Origin of the sequence: Pseudomonas simiae (assembly GCF_900111895.1) — a bacterium.
GTDB lineage: Bacteria > Pseudomonadota > Gammaproteobacteria > Pseudomonadales > Pseudomonadaceae > Aquipseudomonas > Aquipseudomonas simiae.
Genome location: NZ_FOKB01000003.1, coordinates 395,828 through 410,588 on the forward strand (window position 1 = coordinate 395,828; position 14,761 = coordinate 410,588).

Sequence of the window (14,761 nt, forward strand, 5' to 3'; positions counted from 1 at the left end):
CCGATCTAGACAACACCATACAACCAATGTGGAAGGGGGCTTGCTCCCGATTACGGTGGTTCAGTCAACGTATCCAGTGACTGACATACCGCAATCGGGAGCAGGCCCCTTCACACATTGGCCCGCGCAAAAACACCTTGCCCCTCCCGTTAGCCACTCATGCAGACCTGTCAGATATGACAGTTGTGCATATCTGCTGATCAATCTTTACTCCCGCTCACCCCTCTCGCGTAACAGGCAGTAACGCAGAGCACCCGTAGACCGCATCACCCCAAGGAAGGACTCACTATGAAATTATCGGCTATCACCCTTCTGGGCTTAGGCCTCTATGCGACAGGCCTGAGTGTCGCCCATGCAGCCACATGGACGCCTTTCGCCGTAACCGCAGGTGCGCAATGCGCGCCGATCGACATCAATGATAGCGGCATCACCGTGGGCAACTGCACGCCGGCCAGCACTACCGCCAACGATATTCCGTGGGTGGCCGTCGGTAGCGGCTCCCAGATCGCGCTCCCGCCCCTGGCGACCGGCCAACCGTGCCGCGTTTGGGCAGTGTCCAACACCGGGAAAGTAGTGGGCGATTGCAGGGACGCCAGCAACTCGCATTTCGGGACGACCTGGGAAGCCACGTCCCCCAGTACCGCGCCCACCAAACTGAATCCGCTGCCTTCCACGTGGTTAATTCCGCTGCTACGCCCCCAAGATGTCGCCACCGAAGGCGTTGCGATCAATGACCAAGGCGACGTGGCGGGGTCAAGCTATAACGCCGATAGCCGGGGTACCGTGGTGTTTTATGCGACCGGTAGCAGCACCCCGGAACGCGTGTCCGACTGGGGCGATAATTGCACCGTCGCGGACCTCAACCTGCCCACCACCGGCACCCCGAAAATCGCGCTCAATTGCCCGAACAATGCCGGCAACACCAGTGCGCGAGTCGCGGAAAAAACCGGATCGTTCTATACCCTGACCGACCTGCCCCTGCCCCCTGGCGCCACTAACTGCATAGTCAACAGTGCCACTAAGGCCTCAAGCTTCGTCGGCACATGCCTCTATCCAAACTCGGCGGTGAATGTGGCGAAAAGTGCATTCTGGAGCAGCAAAACTGCCACCCCCTTGGTGCTGACCTTATCCTCGGGGTCTAAGAACATGGTTATCAATATCAACGAGATAGGCCAGGTATTGGTCTCCCAGAACACCGCCGATGGACGAAACCAGTACATGACCTGGCTACCCTCAACACTTCCCATCCCGATCATCACATTCATTCTTTTTCCGAGTGGAAGCGTATGGGGCGAAGCCGGTGCAATCGTCGGCGGTAATGTCGTTGGGCTGAATATCCTCACCAACGACCAATACTCACTGGGTTGCACCTGGACGCAGACGACGGGAAGCGTGTGTCTGCCGTCGATTGGCGGAGGCAAAAACAACCGGGTGACGGCTATCTCCAAAAACGGCGCGCATATGGCCGGTGTGGTCATGGATGCCACGCAAACCGCTATTGCTGTAACGGCGACGCTTCCGTGAAAAGCGGGGGATGCATGGCGTGTAAAGACTGAACAGGGTTAGCGCTATGACGCCAGCACTGCTGCGTATTGGCGGCAGTCCGTGAAAACTGGCCTGGGTAATGGTTATGCCGCTGCTTGTACTAAGGAAGGAGTTGCACTCATGAAATTCAAAATGGTTGTCAGTGGGTTCCTGTGTATGTGGGCCGTTAGCCAAGTAATGATGCCAAAACCCGCTGAGGCTGGAACTTGGGTAAACGGAACTTATTACCTAGGAGGTTCATATCCAAATAATTGGAGACTTTTGGAAGAGTTATTCGAACGCAAAGAAAAACCCACCGAGCGAACAGGAGCCGGGTCCCCTGCAGAGAAAAATGCCCCTAATCCTGCCGTTTGCAAAGGTGGCTACCGATGGGGGCGCGTGAGTCCTGGCGATGTAATAACAAAGATTTATTGCTAATGCCTTAACCGAAACACATCGAAAACCAATGTGGGAGCAAACCCCCTCCCACATTTTTTTGACCGCGTTGGGTTTTAATTCACGGTGAGAATCGGGCTACCCAACTTCTCCAACAACGTCGCCTGCGCACTGCGCGGGTTCTGGTTGCCGGTCGGCGTGTTGCGCACATAGCGGCCGTCCGACTGCAGGCTCCAGCTGTGGGTGTTGTCGGTGAGGTAGCTTTCCAGCTCTTTCTTGACCCGCATGATCAGCTTCTTGCCTTCCACCGGGAAGCACGTCTCGACACGCTTATCGAGGTTGCGCTCCATCCAGTCGGCACTGGAGAGGAACATCTGCTCTTCACCGCCGTTGAGGAAGTAGAACACCCGCGTGTGCTCCAGGAAGCGACCGATGATCGAGCGCACATGAATGTTGTGCGACACCCCGACAATGCCAGGGCGCAGGCAACACATGCCACGCACCACCAGGTCGATGCGCACACCGGACTGGCTGGCCTTGTACAGCGCGCGGATGATCTTCGGATCCGTCAGCGAGTTGAACTTGGCGATAATGTGCGCCGGCTTGCCGTCGAGGGCGAACTGGGTCTCGCGGGCAATCATGTCGAGCATGCCCTTCTTGAGGGTGAACGGCGCGTGCAGCAGCTTCTTCATGCGCAAGGTCTTGCCCATGCCGATCAACTGGCTGAACAGTTTGCCGACGTCTTCGCACAAGGCATCGTCGGAGGTCAGCAGGCTGTAGTCGGTGTAGAGCTTGGCGTTGCCGGCGTGGTAGTTACCGGTGCCCAAGTGGGCGTAGCGCACGATCTCACCGGCCTCACGGCGCAGGATCAGCATCATCTTGGCGTGGGTCTTGAAACCCACCACGCCGTAGATCACCACCGCACCCGCCGCTTGCAGACGACTGGCCAGCTGCAGGTTGGATTCCTCATCGAAGCGCGCACGCAGCTCAATCACCGCCGTGACTTCCTTGCCGTTACGCGCGGCGTCGACGAGGGCATCGACGATTTCCGAGTTGGCGCCGGAGCGGTACAGGGTCTGGCGTACGGCCAGGACGTGCGGGTCCTTGGCGGCCTGCCGCAGCAGGTCGACCACCGGCGTAAAGGACTCGAACGGGTGCAGCAACAGGATGTCCTGCTTGCTCACCACACTGAAAATGTTCTCGCTGTTCTGCAGCAGTTTCGGGATCTGCGGGGTGAACGGCGTGTATTGCAGCTCCGGGTGGCTGTCCAGGCCGGTGATGCTGAACAGGCGCGTCAGGTTGACCGGACCATTGACCTGGTACAGCTCGGATTCGGCCAGGTTGAACTGTTTGAGCAGGTAGTCCGACAGGTGTTTCGGGCAGGTATCCGCTACTTCAAGCCGCACCGCATCACCGTAGCGCCGCGAGAACAACTCGCCGCGCAGGGCACGGGCCAAGTCTTCGACATCTTCGGAGTCCAGCGCCAGGTCGGCGTTACGGGTCAGGCGGAACTGGTAGCAGCCCTTGACCTTCATGCCCTGGAACAGGTCATCGGCGTGGGCATGGATCATCGACGAGAGGAATACATAGTTATCGCCAGCCCCCCCCACCTCTTCCGGTACCTTGATGATGCGTGGCAACAGGCGTGGGGCCGGGATGATGGCAAGGCCAGAATCGCGACCGAAGGCGTCGATGCCTTCCAGCTCGACGATGAAGTTGAGGCTCTTGTTCACCAGCAATGGGAACGGGTGCGTCGGGTCGAGGCCGATCGGGGTGATGATCGGCGAGATCTCGTCACGGAAGTAACGGCGCACCCAGGTCTTGATCTTGGTGGTCCAGTGACGACGACGGATGAAGCGGACCTGATGTTTTTCCAGTTCCGGCAACAGGATATCGTTGAGGATCGCATATTGGCGGTCCACATGACCGTGCACCAACTCGCTGATACGTGCCAGGGCCTGATGCGGCTGCAGGCCGTCGGCGCCGGCTTGCTCGCGGGCGAAGGTGATCTGCTTCTTGAGGCCGGCGACACGGATTTCGAAGAATTCATCCAGGTTGCTGGAGAAGATCAGCAGGAATTTGAGCCGCTCCAGCAGCGGATAGGACTCGTCCAGCGCCTGCTCCAGCACGCGGATGTTGAATTGCAGTTGTGACAGCTCACGGTGGATGTACAGGCTGCTGTCATCCAGGTTGGTCACGGCGACCACCGGGGCCGGCACGGGCGGTTCGGCCACCACGGCAGGCGCGGCGGGCTCATGCTCCGGCGGGGTCTCGGTGACTTGTTCAACCACCGGGTGAGCGTCTTTTACGGCAACTTCTGAGAGTCCTTCGGTATTCATCGAATGTTCCTGTGAGGGCTATTGTTGCTCTCTAAGCAATTGGGCGGCGCGGGCGGCGAAGTAGGTCAGAATGCCATCAGCCCCGGCGCGTTTAAAGGCTGTCAGGGATTCAAGGATCACCCCTTCACTCAGCCATCCATTCTGTATTGCAGCCATGTGCATCGCGTACTCGCCGCTGACCTGATAGACAAACGTCGGCACCTTGAATTCTTCTTTGACCCGATAAAGGATGTCCAGGTACGGCATCCCCGGCTTGACCATCACCATGTCAGCGCCTTCGGCCAGGTCGACCGCTACTTCGTGCAGGGCTTCATGGCTGTTGGCCGGGTCCATCTGGTACGAAGCCTTGTTGGCCTTGCCCAGGTTCAGCGCCGAACCCACCGCGTCGCGGAACGGGCCGTAATAGGCGCTGGCGTACTTGGCCGAGTAGGCCATGATCCGCACATTGACGTGACCCGCCAGCTCCAGGGCTTCGCGAATCGCCTGGATGCGACCGTCCATCATGTCCGACGGCGCAACCACCTGGGCACCTGCCGCTGCGTGGGACAAGGCCTGCTTGACCAGTGCATCGACGGTGATGTCGTTCTGAACATAGCCGTCTTCGTCAAGAATGCCATCCTGACCGTGGGTGGTGAACGGGTCCAGCGCCACGTCAGTGATCACCCCAAGCTCCGGGAAACGCTCGCGCAGGGCGCGGGTGGCACGCTGGGCGATCCCTTCCGGGTTCCAGGCTTCGGCAGCATCCAGGGACTTGAGTTCAGAAGGCGTGACCGGGAACAGCGCCAATGCAGGAATTCCCAGCTCGACCCAACCGGCGGCCTCTTCAAGCAGCAGATCAATGGTCAAACGCTCCACACCGGGCATCGATGCCACCGCTTCCCGACGATTTTCTCCGTCCAGTACAAAGACCGGCAGGATCAGATCGTTGCTCGTCAGTACGTTTTCCCGCACCAGGCGGCGAGAGAAATCATCACGACGATTGCGACGCAGACGGGTGGCGGGGAACAGGCGATTGGCAGGGGTAAAGCTCACGACAGACTCCTGAGCCCGGGTTTACGGGCGAGCGTTGCAGTTATAAGCGGCCATTATGACGAAGGTATGACAGTTGTGCTTAAGGATGCGACCTGAAGTCGCATTCGTCACTTCTGTAGGAATTGTTCACTTCGTGACACATCTCGATACTTTCATGAATCTTCATGAAGGCGTAGGCTGCGCGTTCATTTCGCCAGCACCCCAGACCATGCTTCAACAATTTCTGCATGACTTCGGCTACTTTGCGCTCTTCCTGGGCACCTTCTTTGAAGGCGAGACCATTCTGGTTCTCGCGGGCTTCCTGGCGTTCCGTGGCTACATGGATATCAACCTGGTGGTGGTCGTTGCCTTTTTTGGCAGCTATGCCGGCGATCAGCTTTGGTATTACATGGGCCGCAAGCACGGCCGTAAGCTGTTGGCGCGCAAGCCGCGCTGGCAATTGATGGGTGACAAGGCTCTGGAGCACATCCGCCGGCACCCGGATATCTGGGTGTTGAGCTTCCGCTTCGTCTACGGATTGCGCACGGTCATGCCGGTGGCGATCGGCCTTTCTGGCTATCCGCCATTGCGCTACCTGATCCTCAACGGTATTGGCGCCGCGATCTGGGCTTTGGCCTTAGGCGCTGCGGCCTATCACTTCGGGGCAGTGCTGGAAGGCATGCTGGGCAGCATCAAGAAATACGAGCTGTGGGTATTGGGCGCGTTGCTGCTACTGGGCTTCGGCCTGTGGCTGCGCCGCCGTATCAAGAATGCGCGCATTGCCCGCGAGGCCTGTGCCAAGGCCCGGCTCGCCGCCGAGCCGGTCCCGGTCGAAACGCCTAAGACACCAGTCGAGTAAACCGGCTTCTGCAGCAGTAGAGGCCAATCACGCTGAGCAGGCTGTAGCTCAGCAGGCCCAGCCAGCCCAGGTGGCTGGCTGGCCATAGCCCGACCAGCGGCGCCAGCCAAACCAGCGGCACATTCAGCACCAGCCGTAAAAGCTCGGCCTTCAGCGCCCATGGGCGATTCTCCAGGGCCACACCCAAGGTAAACAACCCCAGCGCCATGGCACTCCAGCCCAGGACCAGCGCCGCCGTGGGCAGCCCTTCGCCGACGTTCATCAAATAGCTGCCAAAGCCCACATACGCCGCAAATTGCAGGGCGATATAGATCTGCTGACGTACATCCAGCGGCACCTCGAATTTACGGAACTGCGTCAGGTCATGCTTGGCCAACGGGTACTTGGCCTTCACGTCCGCCGGGCGCCAGCCAGTGCGCATGAACCAGATACGCAACTTGTCCCACCCACGCTCGGTACGCCGCGCATCACTCCACAACTGCGCATAAAACTGCAGGTTGGCCCACAGTGGATTCCAGCTGGCCAAGGGCGTGGTCACGCCGAAAATCACCGGTTCGTTGTCGTCTTCTTCCTGGAAGGTGCCGAACAGCCGGTCCCAAAAAATGAACACCCCGCCGTAGTTGCGATCCATGTAGAGAGCGTTCTGTGCATGGTGGGCCCGATGATTGGACGGCGTGACGAAAAACCACTCATACCAGCCGAGCTTCGGCACATGCCGGGTGTGTACCCAGAATTGATAGAGCAAATTGAGCGATGCCACGCTGATAAACACCACCAATGGCACGCCGAGTACGGCCAGGGGCAGGTAGAAGACCCAGCTCAGCAGGAAACCGGTGCTGGTCTGGCGCAGGGCGGTGCTGAGGTTGTAGTCCTCGCTCTGGTGATGCACCGAGTGCGCGGCCCACAGGATGTTGCGTTCGTGACCCATGCGATGCAGCCAGTAGTAGCAGAAGTCGTAGAACACGAAGGCGAACACCCAGGTCCAGACACTCTGGGCCGGCAGATCGAACACGGCGAGATGCTTGAGGGCGAACGCGTAGGTCAACAGCCCCACGCCCTTGGTCAGCAGCCCCGTGGTGGTCGAGAGCACGCCGGTGCTGAGGCTGTTGATGGCATCCGCCACCCGGTAGTTGCGCTCGCCGCGCCAGCGGTCGGCAAGCAGCTCTACCACGATCAAGGCGATGAAAAACGGTACCGCGTAAGGCACGAAGTCCATGGTCTGGTCCGGTCTATTTTTGTTACATCAAGATTAGGTGCAGCGACGCGAGATCCCATTGGCAACAGATGACAAATTAGTAGACATTTAACGCCAAGACCCCAGGAGAAATGCCCATGAGCAAAAAGATTGCAGTGATCCTTTCCGGCTGCGGCGTGTATGACGGCGCAGAGATCCAAGAAAGCGTGATCACCTTGCTGCGCCTGGACCAGCGCGGCGCTCAAGTCCAATGTTTTGCCCCGAACATCGCGCAACTGCACGTGATCAACCACCTCACCGGCGAAGAAATGCCCGAGTCACGCAACGTACTGGTGGAGTCGGCCCGAATTGCCCGCGGTGATGTGAAAGACATCCGCGAAGCCAATGCCGAAGACTTCGACGCGCTGATCGTGCCCGGCGGGTTTGGCGCGGCGAAGAACCTGTCGAACTTTGCCGTGGAAGGCGCCGGCTGCAGCGTCAACCCGCAGGTGTTGGAGCTGGCCGAGGCCTTTGCCGAAGCCGGCAAGCCTGTGGGGCTGATCTGTATCTCACCGGCCCTGGCGGCGAAGATCTATGGCCCGGGCGTGACCTGCACCATCGGCAACTGTGCCGACACGGCTGCCGCACTGGACAAAATGGGCGCCACCCACCAGGAGTGCACGGTGGAAGATATCGTCGAGGACAAGGCGCGCAAGCTGGTGAGCACGCCGGCTTATATGCTCGGCAAAAACATCAGTGAGGTCGCTTCGGGGATCAACAAGCTGGTGGACCGGGTGTTGGAACTCACCCACGAAAACGACTGACGAGCAGCCAATCATTCAACTGTGGTGCGCGGGCTCCCCTACCGAGGTCAAGCCGGACGCATCAACTTAGTGAGAATGCGGTCCAGAGCATTGGCAAAGGCCTGCTTTTCCTTCTCGCCATGGGGCGGTGGACCACCGCCCATTTGGCCCTGTTCACGCAGGTCAGTGAACAGGTTACGCACCGCCAGGCGTTCGCTCATGTTCGCCGGGCTGAACTCCTTACCCCGTGGATCGAGGGCGGTGACGCCCTTTTTCACCAGGCGGTCGGCCAGCGGCACGTCGCTGCAGATCACCAACTCGCCAGGCACCGCGTGCTCTACAAGGTAGTCATCCGCTGCATCCGGGCCGCTGGGCACTACGATCAGCTTCACACACGAAAAGCTCGGCTTGATCTGGCTCTGACCGGCCACCAGCACGACCTCGAACTGGCGCTTGAGGGCGAACTTCACTACCTGGTCCTTGGCTGCACGAGGGCAGGCATCGGCATCGATCCACACCCGCATGTCAGGCCGCCACTCGGCGCTTCTCGGCCACTCGGCTGCGGCCATACAACACCACGATCGCCAGGATCGCCACAGCCTGCGCACTCAGCGAGTATGCATCGGCGTGGATGCCCAGCCAGTCGAAGTCAAAGAACGCCACCGGGCGAGTACCGAAGATGCCGGCTTCCTGCAACGCCTTCACGCCATGCCCCGCAAATACTACCGACAGCGCGCACAGCAACGCCGCGTTGATGCCGAAGAACAGCGCCAGCGGCAACTTCGCCGAACCACGCAGGATCACCCACGCCAGGCCCACCAGCAGCACCAGCGCCGTCGCACCACCCGCCAGCACGGCGTTGTGTCCAGCCGGGCCGGCTTGCAGCCACAGGGTTTCGTAGAACAGGATCACTTCGAACAGCTCGCGGTACACCGAGAAGAACGCCAGCATCGCGAAGCCGAAACGCCCGCCGCCGCCTACCAGGCTGCTCTTGATGTAGTCCTGCCAGGCGGCGGCGTGGCGGCGGTCGTGCATCCACACGCCGAGCCACAGCACCATCACACTGGCAAACAGCGCCGTGCAGCCTTCAAGCAACTCGCGCTGGGCGCCACTCACGTCAATCACATACGCGGCCAATGCCCAGGTCGCCAGACCCGCCAACAGCGCCAGCCCCCAACCCACGTTGACGCTGCGCACCGCCGACTGCTGGCCGGTGTTACGCAGGAACGCGAGGATCGCCGCCAGCACCAGAATGGCTTCCAGGCCTTCGCGCAGCAGGATCAGCAAGCCGGAGATGTAGCTCAGCGACCAACTCAGGCCATCACTGCCCAGCAAGCCGGCGGACTCGGTGAGTTTGCCCTTGGCCACATCCAGGCGTTGCTGCACCTGCTCCACCGGCAAACCGTCCTGCAACGACTGCCGGTAGGCCATCAGCGCCTTCTCGGTGTCCTTGCGCACGTTGGCGTCGACGTTATCCAGCGAGCTTTCCACCAGCTCAAAGCCTTCCAGGTACGCGGCTACCGACAGGTCGTAGGCTTGTTCGTGGTCGCCGTTGCGGAATGCGGCCAGGCTCTTGTCCAGGGTGGTGGCGGTGTAATCGAGCAACTGCGCCGGGCCACGCTTGACCTGCGGCGGTTGCGCACGCTGGGCGCGGAACGTCGCGGCAGCAGCAGGGCCACTCGCGGCCAGTACTTCATTGGGGGTCTGGCGTGCCAGGTCCGCAAGGTTGAACGGTTGCTCGCTTTTCGCGGCGGCCGGGTCTGCGGTGAAGCCGGCGATATACGTGGCCAGGTCCCAGCGCTGGCGGTCGTCCAGTTGGTCGGAGAAGGACGGCATGTCGGTGCCTTCAACGCCCAGACCGAGGGTGTTGTAGACCGCATAGAGGCTCAGGCGGTCCAGGCGCACAGGGTCACGCAGATTGGCCGGTGGCGGCGTCATACCGACGCTGGCCGGGCCATCACCGGCCCCCGTCGTGCCGTGGCACACCGAGCAATGCTGGGCGTAGAGCGGCTCGCCGCGCGTTGGATCAGGGGTGATCGCCGGGGCTTGGCTGACCTCATAAGCCACGGCCAGTTGAGCGCCCAATTGACGGGCTTGCCGGGCGACTGTCGCACCGTCCTGACGGGCAGTGACAGCCGCTAACAGTTCATCGACGCCTTTGACCAACGCAGCGCGCTCCGGCCGCTGAGGGAGTTCTGCCACCAGGCCTTGCAGCACCCCGAGAAACTCAAGCTGTTCGCGGTATTCGGATTCATCGATCACCTTGCCCGCCTCCACCGTCGGTGGATAGTCAGCGCCAATGTAGTCCAGCAAATGCAGGGCTTGTGGGGCGCCCTCGGCAGTCGCGGCCAACAGGTTGAAGCTGCACGACATCAACGCCGGCAACAGTAGCCAGACGAGAAAACGGAAGGGGGCAGTCATGAACGAATCTCAAATGGAAATACGAAGTAACACATTGTTAGGCTTTAACGGGTTTGACTCAAGGCGTAAGTGATTTGGCGTTTTTAGAGATGGGCACTATCACATCGAGTGGCAGGCGACAGGAGATGATCTCGGCGTTTACCGCACGCAACACAAATCAAATGTGGGCGCTGGCTCGCCTGCGATGCAGACACCCCCGTGTTTCAGAAACACCGAGGTGATGCTATCGCCGGCAAGCCAGCGCCCACATGTTTGATCCGGTTTCGTCAGTTATGCCGTTGCGCGGTGCAGGCTGGCGAGAAAGCCCGCCGCCCCCACAAACAACCCCGCAAACGTACGGTTCAGACGTTTCTGTTGCTTAGGCGTACGCAGCAGGCGCAACACCTTCGACGCCAACCCCGTATAACCCGCCATCACCACCATATCGACGCAGATCATCGTCGCCCCCAGGATCAGGTACTGGATCAGCAGCGGCGCCTGCGGGTTCACGAACTGCGGCAGTACCGCCAGCATGAACACCAGGGCCTTGGGGTTGCTGGCATTCACCAGAAAGCCGCGGAACATCATCGCCATCGGCTTGCCGATCGGGCGCACGGCCGCTTCATCGGTCATGTCCATGGGCAAAGCGCGCCATTGCTTGATGGCCAAGTACACCAGGTACGCCACGCCAAACCATTTGATCGCATAGAAGGCGGTGGAAGACGTCGCCAGAATGGCACCCAGGCCGCAAGCAACGACGGCAATCTGCATCGCCAGGCCCAGTTGCAGGCCGATGGCGTTCCAGTAACCACGCAGGAAACCGTATTGCAGGCCGCTGGACATCGAGGCGATGGCGCCAGCGCCAGGAGAAAGGGAGATGATCCAACTGGCCAGGAAAAAGGCCAGCCACGTATCGAGTGCCATTGCACACCTCGGAAGGGAGTTCGCTGTTGTGCCTTAAGCTAACTCCGCCGACCAAAGGCTGGCTATAGATTTTTACAAGATGTGAATGCTAGCGGTCGCCCGGAAACACGTGGGTACCTGGCCACCGCCGAACAGAACGCTGGAAAAACAGACTGTTGGGCACTTGCACCATCGCGCTGTCAGTACCCGCCTCTGCCACTTCGATCAACGTGGTGTAGAGCAGATTGATCGCCACGACACGACCCTTCACCCCCGGTTTGTCGACGGTATCCACCAATTCGACGATATCGCCCAGGCGAAACGGCCCGACAGTGAAGATCAGAATGGCGCACAGCAGGTTGGACAGTACCGACCACATGGCGAAGAACGCCACCGCGGCGACCGCGACAAACCCCGACAGCGCCGTCCACAACACCGTGGCAGACACACCCAGGCGGCCCAGCACAAAAATCAACGCACTGCCCATGATCAGCCAACGCAGGCCCCCGCGCAGCGGCATCAGCAGTTGCGGCGGAAACGGGTAGCGCTCACCCAAGCGAGTGAGGCCCTTGGCGACAAAGCGCTGGGCGAGGTAGCCGGCCAGCAGGATCAGCAGGATTTGCACGCCGACCCAGACGGGTTCGACCCACTGCGTCGGTATTGGCAGTTGCAACGCTTCCATCAGGACAGCGCCTCCAGCTCCGCTTGCAGGGTTTCGAGCAGTTCGAGGGCTTCCATCCAGGTTTCCTCCAATTGCCCTTCGCGTACCTTGAGCTTGGCCTGTTCAGCCAGCAGGTCGCGCAACTCGTCCTTGCGGGCAGCCTCGTAGACGGCGCTGTCGCCCAGGCTGGTCTCGATCTTGGCCAGGCGCTCGTGCACCTTGCCCAACTCGGCTTCCAGCTTGTCGGCTTCACGCTTGTGCGGCGCCAATTGTTGGCGTAACGCAGCGGCAGCCTGACGTTGGGCTTTCTTGTCGGTCTTGTCGGGGTTGACCGGGGTATTGCTGACCGGCGCGTTGCGCAGGCGGTAATCCGTCAGCCAGCGCGCGTAGTCGTCCAGGTCACCGTCGAACTCTTCGACTTTACCGTCCGCCACCAGCAGGAAGTTGTCCGTGGTGCTCTTGAGCAAGTGGCGATCGTGAGACACCACCAGTACCGCACCGCTGAATTCCTGGAGGGCCATGGTCAGCGCCAGGCGCATTTCCAGGTCCAAGTGGTTGGTCGGTTCGTCGAGCAGCAACAGGTTCGGACGGTCCCAGGCGATCAATGCCAGGGCCAGGCGGGCTTTTTCGCCGCCGGAGAAGTTCAGCACTGGCTCGTCGATGCGCGCACCACGGAAGTCGAACCCCCCGAGGAAATCGCGCAGGGTCTGCTCGCGCTCGGTCGGCGCCAGACGCTGCAGGTGCAGCAACGGGCTAGCCTTGGAATCGAGAGAATCCAGCTGATGCTGGGCGAAGTAGCCCACCACCGTATTCTCGCCACGGGTCAGGCGGCCGGCCAGAGGCGAAAGCTCGCCCGACAGGTTCTTGATCAGTGTCGATTTACCCGCACCGTTGGGGCCGAGCAAACCGATGCGCGCACCCGGCGTGAGCTGCAGCTTCACTTTTTCCAGGATGGTTTTGTCGCCATAACCCAGGCGTGCATCGGAAAGATCCAGCAGCGGGCTGGAGATCTTCACCGACTCGCGGAACACGAAGTCGAACGGCGAATCGACGTGCGCCGCCGACAGTTCCTCCATGCGCTCCAGGGCCTTGATCCGGCTCTGTGCCTGGCGGGCCTTGGTGGCCTGGGCCTTGAAGCGGGCGATGTAGCTTTCCATGTGCGCGCGCTGCGCCTGCTGCTTCTCGTAGGCCTGTTGTTGCTGGGCCAAGCGTTCGGCGCGAGCACGTTCGAACGCGGTGTAGCCGCCACGGTAGAGCGTGATTTTCTTTTGTTCGACGTGGGCAATGTTGTCGACCACGGCGTCGAGAAAATCCCGGTCGTGGGAGATCAGCAGCAAGGTGCCCTGATAATTCTTGAGGAAGTCTTCCAGCCACAGGATCGCATCGAGGTCCAAGTGGTTGGTCGGTTCGTCGAGCAGCAACAGGTCCGAAGGGCACATCAGCGCCTGTGCAAGGTTCAAGCGCATGCGCCAGCCGCCAGAGAAGTCGGCGACCGGGCGGTCCATCTGTTCGTTGGTAAAACCAAGGCCGGCGAGCATCTTGCGGGCACGGGCGTCGGCGGTGTAGCCATCGGCGCTGTCCAACTCGGAATGCAGGCGAGCCTGGGCGGCGCCGTCCTGGGCTTTCTCGGCCTCGGCCAGGTCGTGTTGCACCTGGCGCAGGCGCAGGTCGCCATCGAGCACGTAGTCGATCGCGATGCGGTCCAGGGTGTCGATCTCCTGGCGCATATGGGCGATGCGCCAGTCGGCGGGCAGCAAGCAGTCCCCGGAATCCGGGGTCAGCTCACCCAGCAGCAGGGCGAACAACGTGGATTTGCCGGCGCCGTTGGCACCGATCAGGCCGGCTTTGTGACCGGCGTGCAGGGTCAGCTCGGCGTCTTCGAGAAGACGTTGCGGGCCACGCTGTAATGTTAGGCTTTGAAGTCGGATCATAATGGCGGCGGAGTCTACCAGCTTCGTTGGCCGCTGGCTTGGGTGTGAATATGAACGCTGACCTGTGGAGCTTTGCCCTCACGACCTACGCCCGTCCGGGTGTCGAAGCCGCATGCCTGCGTTTGCAGGAGCAAGGCGCAGATGTGTGCCTGTTGCTGTGTGGTGCGTGGTTGGAGCAGCGCGCTGTGGCAGTAACCACCGAGCGTCTGCAAGCGCTGAGACAGATTGCCAGGCCGTGGCGGACACAAGTGATCGAACCGTTACGTCGAGTACGCACACAATGGCGTGGCATGGCGCAGCAGGATGAAGATCTGGCGGGGTTACGCGAGCGGGTAAAGGCCCTGGAGCTGGACGCCGAACGGCAGTTGCTGGCGCGACTGGAAGCACTGGCACAATCGTGGCCGGCAGGCGATGCGATGGACCCGCAACTGTGGCTGGAAGGACTGGCGGCTGAGGATGCCGCCAACCTTGACCACGGCGCGCTGCATCAGCTGCGCCCCGTGGCCACCAGCACTTAGGAAGCGCTGGTTGGGTTGGTGCTTGGCGCTACCGGAGCAGGGGTGCTGCTGGCCGGTGCAGTTGGGGCGGTGGATGCTACCGGGGCAGCAGCAGGTGTTGCTGGCTTGGCCGCTGCTGGTTTTGCGGCAGCTGGCTTGGCAGCGGCTGGCTTTGCAGCGGGTTTTGCCGCAGCAGGTTTAGCGGCTGGCTTGGCGGCTGGTTTGGCAGCAGCAGGTTTGGCAGCTGGCTTGGCGGCCGGTTT

General features: G+C 60.9%; 13 protein-coding genes. 4 read left to right on the top strand and 9 right to left on the bottom strand.

Features of this window, described 5'->3' with window-relative positions:
• The first annotated feature begins 288 nt into the window (after positions 1-288).
• Positions 289-1,524: a hypothetical protein gene (locus BMZ57_RS11870; RefSeq protein ID WP_069672951.1), complete on the top strand. Its 1,236-nt coding sequence runs from the start codon at positions 289-291 to the stop codon at positions 1,522-1,524.
• 512 nt (positions 1,525-2,036) lie between these two features.
• On the opposite strand, the gene ppk1 is transcribed toward BMZ57_RS11870, so the two are convergent.
• Positions 2,037-4,259: a polyphosphate kinase 1 gene (ppk1, locus tag BMZ57_RS11875; RefSeq protein WP_010207416.1), complete on the bottom strand. Its 2,223-nt coding sequence runs from the start codon at positions 4,257-4,259 to the stop codon at positions 2,037-2,039.
• A gap of 18 nt (positions 4,260-4,277) precedes the next feature.
• A complete protein-coding gene (hemB, locus tag BMZ57_RS11880) occupies positions 4,278-5,291 on the bottom strand; it encodes a porphobilinogen synthase (RefSeq protein WP_069672952.1) in 1,014 nt (337 codons plus the stop codon).
• 208 nt (positions 5,292-5,499) lie between these two features.
• Here hemB and BMZ57_RS11885 point away from each other — a divergent pair, with 208 nt between their 5' ends.
• Positions 5,500-6,129 carry a DedA family protein gene (locus BMZ57_RS11885; RefSeq protein ID WP_010207418.1) on the top strand — a complete coding sequence of 210 codons (630 nt, stop codon included), beginning with the start codon at positions 5,500-5,502 and terminating at the stop codon, positions 6,127-6,129.
• Here the strand turns inward: BMZ57_RS11885 and BMZ57_RS11890 are convergent.
• Positions 6,110-7,345 carry a sterol desaturase family protein gene (locus BMZ57_RS11890; protein WP_010207419.1) on the bottom strand — a complete coding sequence of 412 codons (1,236 nt, stop codon included), beginning with the start codon at positions 7,343-7,345 and terminating at the stop codon, positions 6,110-6,112. The genes BMZ57_RS11885 and BMZ57_RS11890 overlap by 20 nt on opposite strands.
• Positions 7,346-7,461: 116 nt before the next feature.
• Between BMZ57_RS11890 and elbB the strand changes: the two genes are divergently transcribed.
• On the top strand, positions 7,462-8,127 hold the full coding sequence (gene elbB / locus BMZ57_RS11895) for an isoprenoid biosynthesis glyoxalase ElbB (RefSeq protein WP_010207420.1): 666 nt from the start codon (positions 7,462-7,464) through the stop codon (positions 8,125-8,127).
• Positions 8,128-8,174: 47 nt separating this feature from the next.
• On the opposite strand, the gene BMZ57_RS11900 is transcribed toward elbB, so the two are convergent.
• The 5 genes from BMZ57_RS11900 to BMZ57_RS11920 form a co-directional block, all read right to left on the bottom strand.
• Positions 8,175-8,630, bottom strand: coding sequence for a YaiI/YqxD family protein (locus BMZ57_RS11900; protein WP_010207421.1), 456 nt, complete (start codon positions 8,628-8,630; stop codon positions 8,175-8,177).
• 1 nt (position 8,631) lies between these two features.
• A complete protein-coding gene (locus tag BMZ57_RS11905; protein ID WP_010207422.1) occupies positions 8,632-10,527 on the bottom strand; it encodes an FTR1 family protein in 1,896 nt (631 codons plus the stop codon).
• Between the two features lie 270 nt (positions 10,528-10,797).
• On the bottom strand, positions 10,798-11,430 hold the full coding sequence (locus tag BMZ57_RS11910) for a LysE family transporter (RefSeq protein WP_010207423.1): 633 nt from the start codon (positions 11,428-11,430) through the stop codon (positions 10,798-10,800).
• An 88-nt stretch (positions 11,431-11,518) separates the two neighbouring features.
• On the bottom strand, positions 11,519-12,091 hold the full coding sequence (locus tag BMZ57_RS11915; RefSeq protein WP_010207425.1) for a mechanosensitive ion channel family protein: 573 nt from the start codon (positions 12,089-12,091) through the stop codon (positions 11,519-11,521).
• Complete coding sequence (locus BMZ57_RS11920) at positions 12,091-14,001, bottom strand: ATP-binding cassette domain-containing protein (protein ID WP_010207427.1); 1,911 nt, start codon at positions 13,999-14,001, stop codon at positions 12,091-12,093. The genes BMZ57_RS11915 and BMZ57_RS11920 overlap by 1 nt, the downstream gene beginning before the upstream one ends.
• 50 nt (positions 14,002-14,051) lie before the next feature.
• On the opposite strand from BMZ57_RS11920, the gene BMZ57_RS11925 reads away from it, so the two are divergent.
• Positions 14,052-14,519: a TIGR02444 family protein gene (locus BMZ57_RS11925; RefSeq protein ID WP_021492614.1), complete on the top strand. Its 468-nt coding sequence runs from the start codon at positions 14,052-14,054 to the stop codon at positions 14,517-14,519.
• Here the strand turns inward: BMZ57_RS11925 and BMZ57_RS30135 are convergent.
• Positions 14,516-14,761: hypothetical protein (locus BMZ57_RS30135; protein ID WP_217649215.1), on the bottom strand; the 246-nt coding region annotated here is incomplete at its 5' end. The two genes, BMZ57_RS11925 and BMZ57_RS30135, sit on opposite strands and share 4 nt — an antisense overlap.